We start from the raw sequence: 19,129 nt of genomic DNA, 5'->3' as shown, positions 1-19,129 counted from the left end.
CTTTTTCTTCTTGCTACAACCAGATTAACGTAAATCTATGACAAAACTTGGACAGAAATATGATTAGCCGGTGAAAGAGGGAATCGCAGATAAAAAGTAGAACCGGCTCCAGGCTGACTCTCTACCTCAATCTGACCACCGTGTGCTTCAACCAGTTGCTTCACAATCGCCAGTCCCAATCCTGTTTCCCCACCATAGCGTGCTCGTGAAGGATCTACTTTAAAAAACCGCTCCCAAATGTGTTTGAGCGCTTCTTGATCCAATCCCACTCCTGTATCACGGACCCAGATCAATGTCTGATCTTTTTCCTGTTTCGCCCCCATTCGGACTTCTCCTTGATCGGTAAATTGAATTCCATTCTTCACCAGATTCACAAGTACTTGTAGCAGTCGATCATAATCACCATATATCACTAACTCATCTTCTTCCGGGAGTTCCATATTCAAGGCAATCCCTTTTTCCTCCGCCATCCAATCCAGTTGATCGATCACCAATTCAAAAAGGTCACGTATATAGTGTGTTTCTTTTTTTAATTCGATCTTTCCAGAACGGATTTTCTCAAGGTCCATCAATTCATAAATGAGCCGAATGAGCCTTTCTATTTCTTTCTTCATGCTTTGGTAAACACGCATTCTATCTGATTGGGGAATATAATCTTTTTGCAGGGCCTCAATCCATCCACGAATCGAAGTAAGAGGTGTACGTAGCTCATGTGACAAATCCATTATAAATTGCCTGCGATTTTGCTCGAAGCGATTTAATTCTTCATGGGTTTGAGACAAGTGTTCAGCCATCTGGTTAAAATCCAACGCCAATGCAGTAATCTCGTCTGCTCCTTCCTCTTTCACCTTGATTCTTGTCTGGAAGTTTCCTTGATGAATTTCTTTTGTAAGTGCCCGTAAACGCTGAATCCTCTGAACCAGATGAGTGGAAAACCAGCGACTGATCACAGAAGACACCACAAGGGCAATACCTGCAACGATCCAGATCACGACTTGCGTTCGCCGAAGTGCTTGTAACATCCCTTGAACAGGGGAAAAAAGGATTATGGCTCCCTTACTTTCTCCAGATCCTCTTGGAACCATGATCCAAGTTATGGTTCGTTTCCCCCAATCACTTTGTCCTTCCACTACTTTTCCATGCTTGTTTTGTTGAAACACATCTTTTAACATCGGTAAAAAAGCAAGCTCTTTTTTCCCGGCAAAAATCGGCTGATTGTTTTGATCAACAATCATGAGATAAATATGATTATATCTCAACAATTGATCCAATCTTTCGATAAATTTCGAATCGACCGGCTTTAAATCATTGGTTTGTTGAGCTAAAGGAACACCGATTTTCCTTAATTCCCTGACTTCATTCATGTAAAAGACTTTTTCAAGAATAACGGTTAACAAGGTAGATAAAATCAAGAGTGCAATGGAAATAACCGTGATATGTCCCCATAATACTTTTTTAAACAGGCTCACTTTCTTCTGGTACAAAACGATACCCCACTCCCCATACCGTTTGAATCCATTTTTGACTGGATTTTTTGTTTATTTTTTTACGCAAGCGCTTGATATGAGCATCCACAGTCCTTTCATCCCCGTAATAATCAAATCCCCAAATTCTTTCCAATAGCTCTTCACGCGAAAATACGCGTTTAGGATGCCGAATAAACAAACAGAGAAGATCGAATTCTTTCGGAGTCAAACGTCCAACCTTTTCCCCATCCAATATAATTTCTCTCGCATCTTCATCCACAAAAATGCGTGAATATTCCTCCTTCTTCTCTCTATTACTTCGCCTCAACAACGCTTTGATTCGGGCTATTAAAGTGAGCGGACGAAACGGTTTTGTTACATAATCATCTGCACCTGTATTTAAACCCATAATTTGATCCTCATCTTCTGTCCGTGCTGTTAACATTAAAATCGGTACATCCGATTTCGCACGAACTTGCTGGCATACTTGTATTCCATCTATTTTGGGAAGCATCCAATCCAAAATCAGCAAATCAAACGAACGCTTTTCCCATTCCCTTAGTGCAGCAAGCCCATCATGTACAAAATGTACATCAAATCCTTCTTTCACTAAAAACACCTGAAGCATTTCACAAACACTTTGATCATCCTCTGCCACTAAAATTCGCATCCGGATCCCCCGATATGTTATTTTTTTCTAGGATAATCTAATATTCATATTTAAATCAAGCAAACCAAATTCAACAAAAAAACTTAGCTATCCAAAGAATAGCTAAGCAGTTTGTTGGCAAAGTTTCCATTATGATTCCATTTAATGGAGAGGAGTTGTCGGCTGTTCTTTCCATGTTTCTGTTTGCACAGGAAGAAATCTCTCTTTCCATGGATCTTTCTCTTCTGTATAAGCCAGATGTTGCTCTTCCCGTGGAAGTCCAGCATAATCCACACCGAGCACACGAGCCAGCTCCCGGTCCATGCAGACCAAATCACTACGATCAATTTGATTCAAATCTGTTTTTCCTAACGCATATGCCACCATTTTCATTTCTTCCACACATGACTTTAAAAATTTGGCCAAATGTTCTGCTGCTTCTTCTATATCGATATCTTCTTTGAACTTTCCATGATACAATACAGCTTGTACTGGCGGCTCAAAAGGAGAGGCTATATTCAATTGCGTTTGTAACATGGCTACTAAAGCGATGGATCCAATATACACCGCATCTGCTCCCAGTGCCATCGCTTTTAGAAAGTGCCCGGGTGTCACCAAGCCTCCAGCAGCAATAACAGAAACATCTTTTTTTACCCCCCGGCGCTCCAAATGACGAATCGTACGTGCCAATCCATACAGAGTAGGTAGACCGACATCATCTTGTAAAACAGTCGGCCCCCCATGCGTACCCGCTTCTGCGCCATCGACCACAATGTAGTCGATCCCTCCTTGCAAGGCCCAATCAATCTCATGTTCCAGATAATGAGTTGCGCATGTTTTTAACCCAACAGGCACACCATAGGTTTCACGTAACCGACGTACCAATGGTGGGAACTCCTCGGGGCGATTTACTCCCTTTAACCGGGTATGAATGGGGGCATCTTCTCCCTCGGCCAGCTTAAACCGCTTGCGAAAAGACTCATCAATCTGCCAGGAAGAGGTTCCCATCGGTGCTGCAGCCTGCGCCCCCTGCCCTAGCTGAATTTCAATCGCATCCAACTGCGATAAAGATTCGGGATCGTTCATCCAGCCTCCGCGGTTATACTGACCGATAAAAAATTTCGCTTCTCTTCTTTCTTCTGCAACTAAGGGTGCTTCTCCAGAGTTGGTGGCTGTACCCGCCATACTGGCTCCTCGAGCTAAAGCCATTTTTGCCTTCAAACCAAGTGCCCCACCATAAGACATTCCTGAAATTAAAATCGGAATTTCAAGCGAAAGAGGTTTTTTCGCCTTGGGACCAATAGTTACGCCCGTTTGAATCTCAACACCATCTTGCGTGGGCATACGATAGAGATGAACAGGATTAAACATTAATTGTTCCCAACGTGACAAAACGACGGGGCTTCCTAATGGACGTTCCAATGGCTTTCCTGTTTCAGCACGCATCCCTGCTTCAACAATGGCTTTGGCAGATAATTTTTGTACGATCGTAATATAGGAGTATAAATTTTCCGTATAGGGATCTTGCATAACACGACTGACGACTGAATCGACTACTGCATTAATCACCCGGTAAATCAATTTGGAAAGCATATCATCATCCTCCCTTGGTTACATGAAATCATTTGCTTTCCAGCTCCGGGTGTTTTTCTTTATATTGCTCCCAGTAGATAATGGCGCTTTCAATTGCATTTCGTGCCTCTACTTTGGTATGAACCCAACCCCGTTGCAACATCTCGTTATAAATTCGGCTATATAATTGGTTGGTTTCTATTTGCGACTGTTGAAGATAATCCCTCAGTCCTTCATTGACTGTAGACAAATACGTATGCTGATACGTTTCGGCGATCTGTTTTTCGAGTAACAACATGTCTTGGACCATTTCATGTACATGTAATCCCATACTTTCCCTCCAGATCAATGTTTTCTTGTTTCTTTTCCGTCATGCTTTCGCAATTGGTTGATCAACTGCTTAATTCTCTGTTGATGCTGATTCATTGCCTCTTGAAAAAGTGGAATCCATTCTTTTTCTTTACATTGTTCACTGTAGAGCTTGTATTTTTTTACCGCTAATGCTTCCATACTCAATAGCTCTTCAACATGAGTGAGCTCCATTTGAGTTAATTGTTCCACAATCATACCTCCTTTTTTATTTAGTATGGAATTGGATTCTTATTTTTACACATAAAAAAAGGCCTGAATCAGGCCATTACTTTTTACGAATATTTTTTTTACCCTGCAAAATGTCCATCCCCAACTGTGGATTTTTTTGGATGGAATCTGCAAAGGAGCGCAATTCATTTTTATCTACATCTGCTTGGGTTACGTGCATGAGATATTCAAGCACAGCATTCATGCCACCTTTTTGGTGTGCAATTTTGGCTCCTGCCATAATTTTCTGTAATTGCTGCTCTGTCAATACCTGATGTCCCATGACACTATTAATCATTTGAGTCAAATCTTTTATTGATGGACCTTGTCTCGGCATCCATTTTCCTCCTTTTTTAAACTCAGTAACACCTTATGTTCAAAACGATCTCCCCGATAGGGACAGCAGCCTAATTATTCCTCCCATTTTTGTTTGGTTCAAACGTCTATCACATTCGATAAAATCACATGAACAATCTAACAAGTAATAATGGTATTTGGTTTCAAATGCTCTATCCGTTTATGCCATGGCTCTATGTTTCAAGCACTGCTTTTATTTTTGTTAGTGATTCCTACTATTTTTTTTGGCTTGTAGGGATATTCATCCAATTTTCAGCAGCTGGGAAATTCGCCTGTACAGATAAGACCAACCAAGCATAAAGTAAATTAGCTTCAAGATAAGAAGCTATACACCATTTACTATAAGGAGGAATTAACATGAGTGGTAAATTCGGAGGATTCGGCGGTTTCGGCTTACATCGTTTATTAATCTTCTTGCTGGTGATCGCTACCATCTTTGTCTTCTTCGGTGGTTTTGGATTTGGTGGATTTGGTGGCTGCTGCTAACAATAGTCACTAAAAAGGAGGGATTAACATGAGCGGTAAATTCGGAGGATTCGGTGGTTTTGGTTTACATCGTTTATTAATCTTCTTGCTGGTGATCGCTACCATCTTTGTCTTCTTCGGTGGTTTTGGATTTGGTGGTGGCTGTTGCTAACAGCTAGCATTAAATGAACGAAGAGGTGAAAAATGAGCTCTGGATTTGGATTCGGCTTCGGTCTACAACAACTACTCATCTTCTTACTCGTCATTGCAACCATCTTCGTCTTTGCTGGTGTAGGCTTTGGCTTCTGCTAAGCATCTCCTCACTCTTCTATCATCTTTGAAGGAGGGATCATACACATGAGTGGAGGCTTTGGCGGCTTTGGATTTGGTTTACACCGTTTGTTAATTTTCTTACTTGTTATTGCTACCATTTTCGTCTTCTTCGGTGGATTTGGATTCTGCTAAATACAAATGGAGCGTCTTTAAAGAAGGCGCTCCTTATTTTTATATAAAAAAATACCATCCACAAGGATGGAATCAATCAGCACGATGAATACGCAATTTTCCTTGATCCTTATTAACCAGATGAAGTAATAACTGATACTCCTCCAGTAAAACTGATTCAAAAAAACGCATATCTCTCTTTAATTTTTCATTTTCTTTCATAATCTTTTCAAGCTGCTCCTCTAAACGTTGCATGCGATGACGCAGGGTGGAATCATTTGGCTTCGCTTGACTGATCAATACAGTTCGCTCTTCTTGATTGAAAGAAGCACAAAGGCGCTCCCAATGCTTCATGCAGTCTGTTCGACTTCTTTGTAACTGTTTGCCAATCCAATCAAGAAGAAGCATGGAATCCCACTGATACATCCTTCCTTGGTTCATCCAGTAGATCAGAAATTGCTCCTCCAGCGAGGTCCATTGACTAGCCAAATGGGCCACCTCTTTCTTTTTTTCATGATCTTAATTAATTTATGCTGAAGAGTCAGAAGAGGTGTCATCAGCCAATTCATACTCTCTACTTTGGATCTCATGCGTTTTTTCGGATGAGACTTCCTCTTGCTCCAATCGCTTCAGTAAATACATCAGCTGTTTGTAACGCTCTTTTACCTGTTGCTGAAATTGTTGATAAGAATTTTGCTCTGCCTTTATCCGTTTATTTTCCTCCAATAATGAATGAATTTTTTCTTTCTTCCTTTGTAATTCTTTTGTCAATTGAACAACACTCTCTTGTAAATAGCACCAATTTTGCTCACATTGCTTCAAAATCTGGACCACCCCGGCAAATGAATCCAATTGAGGCCTTTTTCTTTTTTCTAACTGATTAAATACACGCTGTTTTTTGGCATCAACATACATATTTAAGTATTTTTGCCTTAAAACAGCATTCCAGCGAAAGCCGCAAGCTCCCGCTGTACGTCCCAATTTTTTCCCTACTTCCGCAAACGCATCCAATTGAGTGCCGCCTGTACTAATAGAACGAAGAACAGACTCCTTAAGTAATTCATCCTCCTGCTCTGTCCAGCGCCGTCCTTTCATGTGTGATCCCTCCTTTAAACCATGTCGGCTCTTATATAAATATTTAGTCTTCTCTGTAGTTATTTATGTATTTTTTATAGGAAAAACAACTCCAATCTATAAAAAAAATCCACTCCTTGGAAATGAGTGGATCCAAAATGATTTCAAAAAAGTAACACATTTGAAATCGTTTCCCGTATATGTACTTAAAAGGTTTGATTGATCATTCCATGAAACAGAATTTAAAATCTGGGCAAAGGACAAGGAGCAATCTGCAGTTTTTCCATCTCATCCATGTCTAACTTCTCGACACTGTCAGGAAGCGTATCCAAACAAAAAGTTAACCAATCAAGTACTTGATCTACATAAACTCCATCCTTTTGCGGAGCGTATGATTGTAAGTATCTGATTGCAGAAGTTGCTAACTTTCTAGCCCCACGAACTTTTCCCCTCTTTAACTGATGCATAATGGCTGCTACCTGAATCAAGCCATGATAAAAATCATTATGTCGCTGTGTTTGCCAAAGCTCTTCCAATACTTCATGGGCTTCCCAGTATTCTTCACGATGGTAATGACGAAAAAATTCCAAATAGAGCGGATGATAATCTGACATAAACTTTCCCTTCTTCCTAAAATCACCATGGAATGAAAGAAAAAAGACCAGGTTCTATCCTGGTCACAATGAAAGAGGGTCAAGATTAAGGAGTTAAAAGAAGCGTGGTAGCGTAAGCAAGAAGGTCAACCTTACTTACAAAGTTTATTTTATCATGTCCCCCGAAAATTGTCGATATTCTGTAGAGTACGGTTTCAACTTTTTATTGAATGAAAAGCTTACCAACCCCAGCGTTTCCAAATCATCCAGCGGTTTAAAATGGATTGTTTTTTATTATTTTCTTTCGCTTTCATCGCTTGTTTAAACAAGACGCGAAGCGATTTATTTTTTCGATTCCCTTGCATAGCCAACTTAAAATGCCTGGCCGCTTCATCGTATTCTTCCAAAGCCATCAGCAATTGAGCAGAACGTTGATAAAAAGCAGGTTGTCCATCCGCATAACGTTTAGCGATATTCAGGTGCAATAATGCCTGTGCTCTCCGATCTTTTCGTACATAAATTTCCGCAAGCAGGATGTGGGCCATTGCGTCTTTGGGATTTAATTCCAATCCTCTTAAAAGAAGTGATTGTGCTAAAGAAATCGATCCTTGTTCCATCAGGAAACGCCCAAACTCTCTATAAGCTACACTCATATATGCATGCTGATCCAAAAGGTTCAAATAGACAGACCGTGCTTCCTCATGTTTCCCTTGCAGTTCCAACAATTGTGCCAAAAATAACTGAGCCTCTCCACTATATGGGTCCAATTCCAGCGCAGATTCTATGGCTTTTTGTGCACGTTCCCAATGACTTTTACTCGCTTCAAGCCTGGCCAACTCCAAAAAATAATTGACTTGAGGTTCCTTGGCAATCCGCCTTTCAATCTTGGCTCGATGAATTCGATAGGTTCCCAACGATGTTCTTCTATTTTGTGATAACAAATCTAACACCGGTACAGTCATTCTTGTTTTCCCCCTCGCCCATGCTGTCTAAATCCCGTTCATATAATCTTAATTTTATTGTAACCTATTTGTAATAGTTTGTCACCCTCTTCACAATAACCAGATTAAAAATAAAATGATGTTCTTTTTGAATGAATAAACCATTATTTTACAAAAAATAAGGACTGGAACCTATATTTTTCCAATCCCTTTCAATTGCTCACTTTTTAACTCCATTTTCATTTGTCCCTTTCATCACTGATATATGCCCACTTCAATGATAAGTCAGCCACAAATGGATGGCGATACAAATCTTTGACATATTTTTTCTGTAAAAAAGAACTTCCCTCATAGTATAATGGAACGACAGCTACCAATTTTTCGACCAATAGCCGTTCAGCTTGCAATGCAACCTTTTGTTTTTGCTGAAGGTCGGTTAGCTCATGTTCTTTATCGATTAAAGTATCATAATCTTTATTTTTAAAATGGAAAGTATTAAAATCTGACTTTGAATCAAAAATATCGAGAAAGCTCATCGGGTCATTATGACTCGCTTTCCATTCTCTGATCTCCAAATCTGCCTCATATTTCTTGTATGCATCAAAAGTGGGCGCTTTCATCAGTTTTACTTCCAATCCCAGGTTCTCACGTAGTTGCCGTTTAATATCCACAGCAATATCTTCATAGACGGTAATCAAATGAAGTTCCGGTAGTTTAGACAACTTTAGCTCCTCTAATCCTTTCTTCAAATATTTCTGTGCTTGCTTCTTATCATATTTGAGATACGGAGAATTGCCATTATGGAATGGCTTCCCTCCAACATTGATGGTAGGAGGAACCAATCCATTGGCTGGCTTGGCACCATTTTTTAAGATCGTGTTTGTTAAAACATTTCGATCAATCGCTAAAGCAATTGCTTTACGTATATTTTTATTTACCAAAAATTTGTTTTTATAATTGAAATTGAGAAATACTGTCACCCCATCTTCCACTTGGATAAATTCAGGAGAATTGCGATAAGCAGCTGTATAATCTTGTAAAGCAATGGCATGAAGCTTATCGGCATAAAACAGCTCGATTTCCTTCTTGGGATTATTTAAGATCAGGAACTCGACACGCTCCAGAGTGACATGGTTGCGATCCCAATAATATGGATTTTTTTTCAAAACAACTTTCGAAGGATCCCACTGCTGTACAACAAATGGACCATTATACAAAACCGTTTCATGTTTTAGGCCAAACTGGTAACCATACTTTTTCACCATATCTTCTCTAACCGGGAAAAATGCCGGAGAGGCCAATCGTTGAATGAAATAAGGATCCGGTTTTTCCAGTTTAACTTCAAAGGTATAATCATCTACAGCTCTTACTCCAACTTCTTCCTTTTTTGCCTTTCCGGTATGATAGCGACGGGCATTTTCAATCGGATAAAAAAGACTGGCTGAATCTCCTTTTATGTTAGGATGGACGGCTCTTTTCCACGCAAATTCAAAATCATGGGCTGTGACAGGGCGATTATCACTCCATTTGGCATCTTTGCGTAATTTAAAGGAATATAACTTTTTATCTTCACTGACGGTATATTCTTCCGCCACCGCAGGTTCTACCTGATTATCTTTTCTAATGCGAAAAAGCCCTTCATTTACATTATTCAAAATAATCACGCTGCCTTGCCCCATATCGACTGGATCAAGCTGAGAAACAGTACCAAACAAACCGATCAAAAGTACTTGATTCTTGCTTAGACCATTGCCAGCTCCTATATCTAAAGAACTGAAAGAACTGGAACATCCTGCAAGCAAAAAAATCAGCGTACAGATCCAAACGACTTTCCGCTTCTCCAAAAAATCCTCCCCTTTTCATTATGAATATTGCAGATTCCATTGGTCATTATAATGAATTTTTGAACAAAATAGCATAAAACAATTTTAACATTTATTTAAATTTAGTGAGTTAAATAAACAAAAACACCCAACCAAAACAGTTGGGTGTTCCTTTAATGATAACGCGGGTTTACTTGATGGAAGACAATCGCCTTTGCAATAATGTCATTTAATTCTTCTTGATCCAGCTCTGAAAAATCCCTTTCCACCAATACATAAGAATTTAACTCTGCTTCAGTTAACAAGTCATATAACTCAGGGGATACCGCCAGTATCAAATTTGATAGCTTAACGGTTCGCATTGAAAACCACCCCAACCCTATTTTCTTGTTTTAAGAAGCATAATGTGATGTTGTGAGAAAAGGGGCTGGTCAACCATGATTATAACAAAGGTTTTAAAAGAGCATGCTCCACCTTGATACAACGATCCATCACTACAAGCAATCCATGCTCCTTGGCATAAGCTGCCGCTTCCTCATTAACCACTCCTTGCTGAAGCCACAATGCTTTCGCCCCAACTTCTACAGCTTCTACTGCAATGGGATAAACAAATTCACTGCGTCGAAATACATTGACAATATCGATGGGTTCCTCAATCTCTTTCAAGCTGGCATAAGGCTTCTCACCCAATACGGGAGATGTTAATTTTGGATTGACAGGAAAAATCCGATAGCCGGCTTGTTGCATTGCTTGAGCAATCATATAGCTGGTACGCTCTGGTTTATCAGACATTCCAACCACTGCAATATTTTTAGCCTTTTTTAACAACTGTGCACGTTCCTCATCGGATGGATTGGCAAACATTACTTCTCCCCTTTTCCTACATGGTCTTCGTCTTGTTTAACATTTCTGAACAGGTGCAGAAACCACCTGCCAAATTCCATCAACGAAAATTGTTGATGGACTTGCTTATAATACAATCGTTTCACCAGTTCAATAATCCAATGAGGGATGCGTTTCCCTCTAATCAAAGGATAAAAAAGTTCATAGGCCTGTAGAAGGTGTTCCCAGCGTCCATCATTGCCTTCGCGAATATATTCAGATACATCGATCAATTTGGCTCTTCCATTTTGCATAATGATATTCTTCAAATGAATATCTCGTGGATTGAGCCCTACCTTTCTAACATAAGCACGAGCTTGTTCCACATCGATGATCACCTGTTCTGGAATCACAATCCCTTGTTCCAGGCATTCATACAGTGTCGGGCCTTGTTCATAACTTAAAACCAAGAACCTGCTTCCCTTAGAATAACATACACAAAAATAAGGTGAATCGCCAAGTTGTTGGTAGACCTTATATTCGTTTTCTAATTTGTCTAATCGTTCCCTCGCGTATACTTTGAAAGCAAATCGCGGATATGCTAAGTGTCGAACCACTACCGCATCCGTTCCTTTTCCCACTAATTGCAACTCTTCTGGAATCTGGTGGACGGTAACAACTCGATTATCTGGATAAACCTGAAATTCGACCTGTTCAATCAGCGATTCAATGAATTGATGATCCATCAAGGCCCTCCCATTTCGTAAGCACCCCACGCATTACGATTTGATCTATTTTCCCAATGCCTGCATGAACTCATTGATATAATGATCTTCCTAAAATCATGGACAAACTGGACATTTACTTTTCGATCACGGAAAATAGGCATAGATTTACATCCACTATCAGCATATCATACGGGAGGAAGAAAGATGAATTGGACAAACAGAACCCAGTGGGTTCTGATCATCACTGAGGGGATGTTCTTTATTGCCTTTTCAGCCATTGGACGTTATTTTCACGGTCTTATACTGGATGTAAGCAGCATTTTATATACCGCTTTTCCCTTTATCTTGTGCTGGTTTATCTTTGCATCACTATTTCGTCTTTATTCTTATCCATATCAGAACAGCGCGTTCCAAACGATTTGGAGAACAGGTTTCTCGGTTCTGTCCGCTATCACCCTGGGTACTTGGCTCCGCGCTGTTTTATCTGATCATCCATTTGATTGGTTGTTTTATCAAGTGACATTAGCCTTTTTCTTTATTGTTTTTCTCATCTGGCGTCTCTTATTCCACTTTATCTATAATCGAAAGCAAATAAAATCAGACTGATGAGTCCTGCATACAAAAAAGTGGTTAGATATAAAACGCGAATAGCCTGAAGTAAGTGAGCAGGCTCTCTTTTTGCTAAGGGTTCTCCTAATAAAGCCCGTTGTGAAACTCTCCCTTGGTATGTATTTACCCCACCCAGTTGAATGTGTAACCCTCCGGCCATCGCCGCTTCGGGATACCCACTATTGGGACTCGGGTGGCGATGGGCATCTCGTCGAACAACTTGCCAAGCTTTACGGGGATCCAAATGCAAAATCCACATAGCCAGAAACATAGGGATAAGTGTAATACGTGCTGGAACCCAGTTAGCCAGATCATCCAGACGTGCTGAAGCCCAGCCAAGGTGTAAGTACTTTTCATTTTTATAACCAACCATGGAATCCAAGGTATTAACTGCTCGATAAGCCAAGGCAAGCGGTGCTCCACCGATAGCAGCATAAAACAGGGGAGCTGTTACTCCATCCACAATATTCTCGGCTACTGTCTCCACACCTCCCCGAACGATCTCGGACTCGTCCAATTGATCCGTATCTCTTCCAACCACCATGGACAAAGCATGACGAGCTTTTGGCAAATCGTTGGCGACCAGTGCCTGGTAAATCTCCCGTCCTGCATCTGCAAGTCCCTTGGTCGCAATTGTAGTAGCCACCAGAAACAATTCCAGTCCCCAGCCTAGCCATTCATTCCAAGCAGAAACCCATTTGACAAGGAAAAACGCAACACCATATACTCCACCAACAATCACGATGGGAAATAACAAACCAAGCGATCGGATTCGATAAACCGCTATTTCATGATTCCACTGGTATCGATGGATGATATGCTGCAATAATCGATCCAGCCTGGAAATAGCTTTCCCCATCCCGACAACTGGATGGGGAAGCCAATCAGGATCACCGATCATACGATCCAATAAATAAGCACAAATCATCATAACACCTTTCATCATGGCGAATTCTCCTTCAACAAATCCCTTCTCTCAGGAAATAAACTGGTCAAAAAATTGCAAGATGCTACGGTATACCTGTATTTCATTCTCTTTTTTGGAGAATCCATGCCCTTCATCTTCCAATACGAGGTATTCCACTTTCACTCCACGTTCCCTTAATTTGGCTACAATCTGATCTGATTCATTTTTGACCACACGTGGATCATTGGCTCCTTGAATGATAAGGATCGGTTTGGTCATTTGTTTTACATAAGTAATTGGCGAATCTTCAATCAGCTTTTCGCGATCCTCGACCGGATCTCCCACCCATCTTTTCATAATCGGTTTCCAGTCTTCTGGTACAGACTCAATAAAACTAAACAGATTACTAACTCCAAAAATGTCCACAACAGCTTTAAAATAGTCCGCATGACGGCCAGCAAGGAGCAAAGCCATATATCCTCCGTAACTGCCACCCATCAATAACAACTTGTCACGATCCGCATAGCCATTTTGAATCAGCCACTCTACACCCGTAATATTGTCCAGACGTGGTCCATGTCCCCAATCTCTTTCTACCATCTTGCAAAACGAATGACCATAGCCTGTCGAGCCACGGAAGTTAGGAGCAAAAATACTGTAACCACGGTGGAGCAAAAATTGAAACAAAGCTCGAAATTGCTTGCGTTCAGCATGCTGTGGTCCACCATGCGGCCATAAAATGACATGCTTGTTACTGATTTCCGGATGAGCTCGGAAAAATAAAGCTTCGATTTCCAGACCATCATAAGATGGATAAGTCAATACTTCAGGCTCTACCAACGCTTCTTCTGCAATTCCGGGTACACGGTAATTCGTAAGCGCCTCCCAATGATATTGATCTTTCTTTTTTCGATAGATATTGGCAGGCCGAGTCGATGAATGACCTGCGATATAAACCGTTCCTGTCGAAGTATAAATGATCTGCTGAATGATGCTGACAGGGGTGGGAATTTTCGTCAATGCTTGCGTTTTTAGATCATAATGATAAAGAAAGTCCTGGACTCCCTTGCAGGTTTTCAAATAGATCCCGTCACAACCTGGTTGATAATAGATACCTCTAATTTCTTCTTTCTTCATTGTTAAAAGTGGGGTTAACTTTTTTTCTTTGATATGGAATTGAGCCAGATATGAAAAATCTTCCCCATAGTTAGTCGCTAACAACAAGTGATCATCCGAATAAAATACCACATCATGAACCACATGCTCTGTATCTTCTTCTGAAGTCAGACAAATGGTTTCCTCGCCTGTTTTCACATATGCCAAAATCGATGTATTGGCAAAGGCCTTGAGAAAAGCCAACTTTGTTTCATCTTCGCTTACACATAAACGCACCAATGGAGCATCTTTTCCTTCAACCAACAGCTCCTCTTTTTCATCTTTTAGATGATAGCGATAAATATTGAGATATCTGGCGTTCTCATGATTTGCCAGATAATAGATTCGCTCGCCATCTGCACTTACATGTTCCAGATAAAACTTATGCTCTGTGTTTACACGAATGGGTTTTAGTTGCCCGCCCTGCCGTGGAAGAGCATAAATCTGCCAGTTTTCATTTCCGTCCTGATCAAAAGCAGCCAATAAGAACCGTCCCTGCGGATCCATGTGAATGCCGCCGCAGTTTTGCCCCTGGAAAGTGATCGGATAAGGAAAAAGATGAGGCAAGTCCATAGCCCACAAATCATATTTTCCATTCAGATTTGTACTGAATACCAACTGCTTTTCATCTCGGCTTACAGCAAACTGCTGGATGTGGAAAGTCCGAAAAAACAGCTCTACATCTGGTTTCGGAAAAGATATCATTTTTATCTCCCTCTTCTCCATTTCTGGTCTTCATGCCTTTCTTTTATCAAGGGATGGAGACTTCCTTTTCCCCATGTACTACCGAACCCCATCGAGCTCAATTTTTTCAATCAACTTCCAACCTTTATCTTCTTTCTCCAGAATCCATCCACCCGCATTCGGCGTTTTGGCTTTCCAAAGCCCTTTCCAACGACACTCAACCAACTTGGCCCAGGCCCAACGCAAAGGCCCACCATGAGTAAAAATCGCAATACAATCCTGTGGATGATGTTTGGTCTCGATTTGCTTCAAACATCGGGAAAGGCGCTTGTCCATCTCCACAAGGGTTTCTCCTTGAGGAGGTGCATGCCGAAAAGGGTCTTCATACCATTTTTGAAAATGCGCTTCGTTCTTTTCACAGATTTCCAAGTAAGTTAACCCTTCCCACTCGCCAAAAAAACATTCGCGCAACAATGGGGTAGCTTCGTAGAAGATATCAGGAAAATAGGCAAGCAGTTTTTGGGCTGATTGCTGAGCACGTAATAAATCACTGGTATAAATCGCCCGAACAGGCTCTTTGGCCAATCGCTTTGCCAAAGCTTCCGCCTGTTTATGTCCGATCTCATTCAACGGAATATCGGTATGTCCAATATACTTTCGCGCACGATTTCCATCTGTTTCACCATGGCGTACCCAGATAATGCGCATATGGATGCACCTCCCATGCCAGCAAAATCAATAAAACAAGAACCTCGCTTCCTTCAATAAGGGCACCATAAATATCCCCGGTCAAACCACCCAAACGCTCTGAAACCCGCCAGGCAAAAACAGAAGCAAACAGAAAGGTCAATACCAGTGCCACTAAACCCATCCATCCTTCCAGGATGATTGAAAGCACTACGGTCATGGCAAGTGCAAACATAAAACGATTTCGTTTTAGATCTTTTTTCATCTCTAGTCCTATTCCCTGTTCATAAACATAGGGAAACATAAAAATCGCCCAAACGGCCACTCCACGGCTAATGACGGCCGCAACTGGCAAAACCAGACCTGTTTTCCATTCGAGTGGAAGTGAAGCAATACTACTCACTTTCAAAAAAATTGTCAAAATGGCAGCAAGTACACCCATCGCTCCAACCCGGCTATCGTGCATGATTTCCAGTACTCGTTCCCGACTCCGATAAGAGCCAAGTCCATCAGCTGTATCCATCAATCCATCCAAATGAAGACCACCTGTCAAATAAACCCAAATCGCCACATCCAAAACAGCTCGTACCCAAACCGGAAAAAGAAACGAAAAAATCCAGTCACAAAGAGCAAGTATTCCACCAACCAGTAAACCCACGACAGGAAGCCACATCGCACATTTGGCAAAATCATCCGATGGATGGCGAACAGGAAGAGGAATACGGGTAAAGAAAGTGATCGCATGCAATAAAGAGCTCATCCCTTTACCCTCCATGGCACACCTGAAATGACAAGCCATACTTCTTCTGCCTCTTGTGCAAGCCGTTGATTGACTTCTCCCAAAGCATCCTGAAACAATCGGCTGACTGGGTGCATCGCAACACCGCCCAATCCTGCCTCGCTTGTCACCAGAACGGCTTCCCGTCCTTCCAGGCTTTGTAGCAGCTCTTCCGCTTTTTGCGCAACCTTTTTTAAAAAATGGTTTCTCATTTCATTGGTCATCTCTTCATCCAATTTTTCAGCAAAAAGCAAATTCGCTACCCAAGCAGAAATGCACTCAACCAACAACAAGGCTGACGGTGATGCTTCATGAATGGCTTCAGCCAGTTGAATCGGTTCCTCAATCAATTTCCAATTCGCTGGACGCTCAGCCCGGTGTTTGGCAACTCTTTCTTCCATCTCAGCATCCAAAACCCGACTCGTTGCCAGATAAATGACCTCATCCTGGAGTGATGCACATAACTGTTCCGCAAAGCGACTCTTGCCCGAACGTACGCCTCCTGTCACCAGTCGAATACTCATCTCTGATCCCTCATTTACATAAAACTTCTTGTAACGCTTGAACCAGCACTTGATTCTGCTCACGCTTTTTGATCGCGATCCGAAAATAACGCTCATCCAGACCCGGATACATCGAACAATCTCGAATGAGAATCCCTTTTTTCCCCAATTCCTCCTGTAGCCAAATCGAGGTATAGCCCGGTGCAGTCAAGCGAAGCAAAAAATAATTAGCCTCACCCGAAAACACTTCCAGTTCATGGAAATCTTTAAATAATTCCATCAGCTCAAGCCTTGTCTCCTGTAACCACTGATGTACTTCGTTTGCATAAGGAGCATGTACTTCAGGTAAAAGGGCTACAGCTCCTGCTTCCTGTGCCAATGCATTGACACTCCATGGTACCTGTTGTTCTTTGATTCTCCGGAGCACATCTGGATGACCTATCATATATCCAAGGCGAAGACCCGGCAACGCATAAAATTTCGTCATCGACCGCAATATGAATGTGGTGGGATAACGATCGATTTCTCGGATCAATGAATGCTCTTCTCCCTTAATCACAAAGTCTAAAAACGCTTCATCGATGACCAGCCAAGTTTTTTTCATTGCCGCCATTCTCGCCCACTCTCTCAGTAATGAAACGGGTATCAAATGCCCCGTTGGGTTATTGGGCACTCCAATGAATACCAAATCCGAACTTGCAATGAGTTGGGCTACTTCTTCCGGATCAGGAATAAATCCTTTTTCCCAATCACTAACGATTGATTGAACAGAAACATTTCGCTTCCTGGCACTGGAGGAATACTCTGAAAAGGCAGGTTCCAAGACACCTACTCTCTTTGGAGCCAACCCATGAATCACCAAATCAATTAACTCTGCTCCCCCATTACCTACCATCACCCAATCGATATCAATCTGATGATGTTCACCAATTCTTTGCCGCAACTTCCTTGAATCCGGATCCGGATAATGGGTTAACGAGTGAAATCCCGGCTCATTCAATAAAGATTGCAAATGTTTGATAACGGCACATGGAGGGCCATATGGGTAAATATTTGCACTGAAATCGAGCCATTGCCTTTTATCATAACCATATAACTCAACTGCTGTCTCCAGATCGCCTCCATGGCCAAAACGCTCCAACTTTGTCATAGCCATTTCCTTCCGTTTGGTGATTTTATGTATTCTTATTCTAAATGAAAAATAGAGAATAAAGAAGGAAAGACAAAACGTCCGATAAAAAACAAGTCAGTTCAGATTAGCTCCACCCAGTACCTTGTTTTACATAATACCTTCTGTTATAATATTCCATAGAAAGAGGGTGAAACCCTTGGATTTATCCGAATGGATTACACAGGTTCGCCGTGGGATTTTAGAATACTGCATCTTATCCTTGGTTGCACAAAAGCCACGCTATGGTTACGAAATTGCATCCATTCTCCAACAGTGGGAGCCTCTTGCAATTACAGAAGGAACACTATACCCCCTGTTACGCCGGTTATCCAAAGAAAAATACATCACTTCAACATGGCAAGAATCCTCATCAGGCCCCCCACGAAAATATTATTATTTAACAGAGTCTGGCAAGGATTTGCTAGAACAAATGAACCGTGAATGGAATCGATTGATTCATGGTGTAACGGAAATCCGACAGCTGAAGGGGGAGCAAAATGATGGGGCCAAATGCGAGGACATATCTTGATACATTGGCTGGTCATCTGAAAAATTTGCCAATCGCTGAGAAAGAAGATATTTTGAAAGAAATTGAAAGCCATATTTTGTCTGGTTTAGAACATGGTCAATCTGAAGATGAAATTTTAAAAAGGCTTGGAGATCCAAAAACCTTGGCAACCGGTTACACGGGTGAGTATTTTCTCAAGCAAAAGACAACAAGCCCAAGATTGTTTTTCCATAAACTCCTTTTTTCGCCTCTCTCAGTTTTTTCAGTCCGGTGATCATCACCTTTTTAGGTGGAGTCTGCTTTGCTTTTGGTGTGGCTGCTGTGGCATCAGGTATTGCTTCCATTTCAGTCATATTGGGAATCGACAACATTGCTGGTATTCAAATGGGTGTTCACCTTGGCCCTTCTTACAGTATTGCCGGCTGGAAATCTGTCCCCATTTTGCTTATTGTCGCCATCATCTTGGGTGGCATTTCCAAATTCTTCTGGAGTCTCTTACGCAAATACTTTGCCTCGATCTCATCACAATACCGGCGCTTGGTTCCCAAAAGCAATATTCATATCTAAAAAACAAATAAAAAAAGCCCATTCTCCAGCTTGTTGACAAAGTATCC

At 41.4% G+C, this 19,129-nt stretch carries 26 protein-coding genes; 6 read left to right on the top strand and 20 right to left on the bottom strand.

Annotated elements, in window-relative coordinates; translation table 11 throughout:
- Window positions 1-35: 35 nt before the first annotated feature.
- The 6 genes from BMZ78_RS04820 to BMZ78_RS04795 all read right to left on the bottom strand — a co-directional run bounded on the left by BMZ78_RS04820 (window position 36) and on the right by BMZ78_RS04795 (window position 4,603).
- The gene (locus tag BMZ78_RS04820) at window positions 36-1,484 is read right to left on the bottom strand and encodes a sensor histidine kinase (protein WP_093228431.1); all 1,449 of its coding nucleotides are present in this window, start codon (window positions 1,482-1,484) and stop codon (window positions 36-38) included.
- Window positions 1,456-2,136, bottom strand: a complete 681-nt coding sequence (locus tag BMZ78_RS04815; RefSeq protein WP_093228429.1) for a response regulator transcription factor — start codon at window positions 2,134-2,136, stop codon at window positions 1,456-1,458. Before BMZ78_RS04815 ends, BMZ78_RS04820 begins: the two co-directional genes overlap by 29 nt.
- A 141-nt stretch (window positions 2,137-2,277) precedes the next feature.
- Window positions 2,278-3,708 (bottom strand): FMN-binding glutamate synthase family protein, encoded by a 1,431-nt coding sequence (locus BMZ78_RS04810; protein WP_093228428.1) that lies wholly within the window; start codon window positions 3,706-3,708, stop codon window positions 2,278-2,280.
- A 28-nt stretch (window positions 3,709-3,736) separates the two neighbouring features.
- Entirely contained in the window at window positions 3,737-4,018 is a 282-nt protein-coding gene (locus BMZ78_RS04805; protein ID WP_093228426.1) for a spore coat protein, read from the bottom strand.
- Window positions 4,019-4,032: 14 nt separating this feature from the next.
- On the bottom strand, window positions 4,033-4,248 hold the full coding sequence (locus tag BMZ78_RS04800; RefSeq protein ID WP_093228424.1) for a hypothetical protein: 216 nt from the start codon (window positions 4,246-4,248) through the stop codon (window positions 4,033-4,035).
- Between the two features lie 76 nt (window positions 4,249-4,324).
- Complete coding sequence (locus BMZ78_RS04795) at window positions 4,325-4,603, bottom strand: hypothetical protein (RefSeq protein WP_093228423.1); 279 nt, start codon at window positions 4,601-4,603, stop codon at window positions 4,325-4,327.
- A 377-nt stretch (window positions 4,604-4,980) separates the two neighbouring features.
- On the opposite strand from BMZ78_RS04795, the gene BMZ78_RS18985 reads away from it, so the two are divergent.
- Window positions 4,981-5,109 (top strand): sporulation protein YjcZ, encoded by a 129-nt coding sequence (locus BMZ78_RS18985; protein WP_217644990.1) that lies wholly within the window; start codon window positions 4,981-4,983, stop codon window positions 5,107-5,109.
- 28 nt (window positions 5,110-5,137) lie between these two features.
- On the top strand, window positions 5,138-5,260 hold the full coding sequence (locus BMZ78_RS18980; protein ID WP_217644989.1) for a sporulation protein YjcZ: 123 nt from the start codon (window positions 5,138-5,140) through the stop codon (window positions 5,258-5,260).
- Window positions 5,261-5,625: 365 nt separating this feature from the next.
- On the opposite strand, the gene BMZ78_RS04790 is transcribed toward BMZ78_RS18980, so the two are convergent.
- The 8 genes from BMZ78_RS04790 to BMZ78_RS04755 form a co-directional block, all read right to left on the bottom strand.
- Window positions 5,626-6,021: a hypothetical protein gene (locus tag BMZ78_RS04790; RefSeq protein WP_093228421.1), complete on the bottom strand. Its 396-nt coding sequence runs from the start codon at window positions 6,019-6,021 to the stop codon at window positions 5,626-5,628.
- A gap of 39 nt (window positions 6,022-6,060) precedes the next feature.
- Window positions 6,061-6,627, bottom strand: a complete 567-nt coding sequence (locus BMZ78_RS19330) for a hypothetical protein (RefSeq protein ID WP_093228420.1) — start codon at window positions 6,625-6,627, stop codon at window positions 6,061-6,063.
- Window positions 6,628-6,848: 221 nt separating this feature from the next.
- Window positions 6,849-7,220 (bottom strand): DUF309 domain-containing protein, encoded by a 372-nt coding sequence (locus tag BMZ78_RS04780; protein ID WP_093228419.1) that lies wholly within the window; start codon window positions 7,218-7,220, stop codon window positions 6,849-6,851.
- A 218-nt stretch (window positions 7,221-7,438) separates the two neighbouring features.
- The gene (locus BMZ78_RS04775) at window positions 7,439-8,161 is read right to left on the bottom strand and encodes a tetratricopeptide repeat protein (RefSeq protein ID WP_093228417.1); all 723 of its coding nucleotides are present in this window, start codon (window positions 8,159-8,161) and stop codon (window positions 7,439-7,441) included.
- A gap of 218 nt (window positions 8,162-8,379) precedes the next feature.
- Window positions 8,380-9,984, bottom strand: a complete 1,605-nt coding sequence (locus BMZ78_RS04770; RefSeq protein WP_093228416.1) for a peptide ABC transporter substrate-binding protein — start codon at window positions 9,982-9,984, stop codon at window positions 8,380-8,382.
- 152 nt (window positions 9,985-10,136) lie between these two features.
- A complete protein-coding gene (locus BMZ78_RS04765) occupies window positions 10,137-10,325 on the bottom strand; it encodes a hypothetical protein (RefSeq protein WP_093228414.1) in 189 nt (62 codons plus the stop codon).
- Window positions 10,326-10,404: 79 nt separating this feature from the next.
- On the bottom strand, window positions 10,405-10,827 hold the full coding sequence (locus tag BMZ78_RS04760) for a CoA-binding protein (protein WP_093228412.1): 423 nt from the start codon (window positions 10,825-10,827) through the stop codon (window positions 10,405-10,407).
- Window positions 10,827-11,531, bottom strand: a complete 705-nt coding sequence (locus BMZ78_RS04755; RefSeq protein WP_093228411.1) for a hypothetical protein — start codon at window positions 11,529-11,531, stop codon at window positions 10,827-10,829. The genes BMZ78_RS04760 and BMZ78_RS04755 overlap by 1 nt, the downstream gene beginning before the upstream one ends.
- 186 nt (window positions 11,532-11,717) lie before the next feature.
- Here BMZ78_RS04755 and BMZ78_RS04750 point away from each other — a divergent pair, with 186 nt between their 5' ends.
- The gene (locus BMZ78_RS04750; RefSeq protein WP_175482297.1) at window positions 11,718-12,119 is read left to right on the top strand and encodes a DUF3054 domain-containing protein; all 402 of its coding nucleotides are present in this window, start codon (window positions 11,718-11,720) and stop codon (window positions 12,117-12,119) included.
- On the opposite strand, the gene cbiB is transcribed toward BMZ78_RS04750, so the two are convergent.
- The 6 genes from cbiB to cobD all read right to left on the bottom strand — a co-directional run bounded on the left by cbiB (window position 12,085) and on the right by cobD (window position 17,986).
- The gene (cbiB, locus tag BMZ78_RS04745; RefSeq protein WP_093228408.1) at window positions 12,085-13,068 is read right to left on the bottom strand and encodes an adenosylcobinamide-phosphate synthase CbiB; all 984 of its coding nucleotides are present in this window, start codon (window positions 13,066-13,068) and stop codon (window positions 12,085-12,087) included. The genes BMZ78_RS04750 and cbiB overlap by 35 nt on opposite strands.
- Window positions 13,069-13,098: 30 nt before the next feature.
- Entirely contained in the window at window positions 13,099-14,889 is a 1,791-nt protein-coding gene (locus BMZ78_RS04740) for a S9 family peptidase (RefSeq protein WP_093228406.1), read from the bottom strand.
- Between the two features lie 78 nt (window positions 14,890-14,967).
- Complete coding sequence (locus tag BMZ78_RS04735; RefSeq protein WP_093228405.1) at window positions 14,968-15,576, bottom strand: histidine phosphatase family protein; 609 nt, start codon at window positions 15,574-15,576, stop codon at window positions 14,968-14,970.
- Complete coding sequence (gene cobS, locus BMZ78_RS04730; RefSeq protein WP_175482296.1) at window positions 15,548-16,315, bottom strand: adenosylcobinamide-GDP ribazoletransferase; 768 nt, start codon at window positions 16,313-16,315, stop codon at window positions 15,548-15,550. The genes BMZ78_RS04735 and cobS overlap by 29 nt, the downstream gene beginning before the upstream one ends.
- Window positions 16,312-16,857, bottom strand: coding sequence for a bifunctional adenosylcobinamide kinase/adenosylcobinamide-phosphate guanylyltransferase (gene cobU / locus BMZ78_RS04725; RefSeq protein WP_175482295.1), 546 nt, complete (start codon window positions 16,855-16,857; stop codon window positions 16,312-16,314). Before cobU ends, cobS begins: the two co-directional genes overlap by 4 nt.
- A gap of 10 nt (window positions 16,858-16,867) precedes the next feature.
- Window positions 16,868-17,986 carry a threonine-phosphate decarboxylase CobD gene (cobD, locus tag BMZ78_RS04720; RefSeq protein WP_175482294.1) on the bottom strand — a complete coding sequence of 373 codons (1,119 nt, stop codon included), beginning with the start codon at window positions 17,984-17,986 and terminating at the stop codon, window positions 16,868-16,870.
- 178 nt (window positions 17,987-18,164) lie between these two features.
- Here cobD and BMZ78_RS04715 point away from each other — a divergent pair, with 178 nt between their 5' ends.
- Genes BMZ78_RS04715 through BMZ78_RS04705 form a run of 3 tightly spaced genes read left to right on the top strand, consistent with a single transcriptional unit; the run spans window position 18,165 to window position 19,082 of the window.
- Window positions 18,165-18,536 carry a PadR family transcriptional regulator gene (locus BMZ78_RS04715; protein ID WP_093228400.1) on the top strand — a complete coding sequence of 124 codons (372 nt, stop codon included), beginning with the start codon at window positions 18,165-18,167 and terminating at the stop codon, window positions 18,534-18,536.
- Window positions 18,505-18,789 carry an HAAS signaling domain-containing protein gene (locus tag BMZ78_RS04710; RefSeq protein WP_093228399.1) on the top strand — a complete coding sequence of 95 codons (285 nt, stop codon included), beginning with the start codon at window positions 18,505-18,507 and terminating at the stop codon, window positions 18,787-18,789. Before BMZ78_RS04715 ends, BMZ78_RS04710 begins: the two co-directional genes overlap by 32 nt.
- 47 nt (window positions 18,790-18,836) lie before the next feature.
- A complete protein-coding gene (locus BMZ78_RS04705; protein WP_139203262.1) occupies window positions 18,837-19,082 on the top strand; it encodes a hypothetical protein in 246 nt (81 codons plus the stop codon).
- Window positions 19,083-19,129 lie beyond the last annotated feature (47 nt).

It is taken from the genome of Thermoflavimicrobium dichotomicum (genome assembly GCF_900114055.1).
Lineage (GTDB): Bacteria > Bacillota > Bacilli > Thermoactinomycetales > Thermoactinomycetaceae > Thermoflavimicrobium > Thermoflavimicrobium dichotomicum.
The sequence above is the reverse complement of the archived record's forward strand: the minus strand, read 5'-3'. Positions and strand labels throughout refer to the sequence as shown.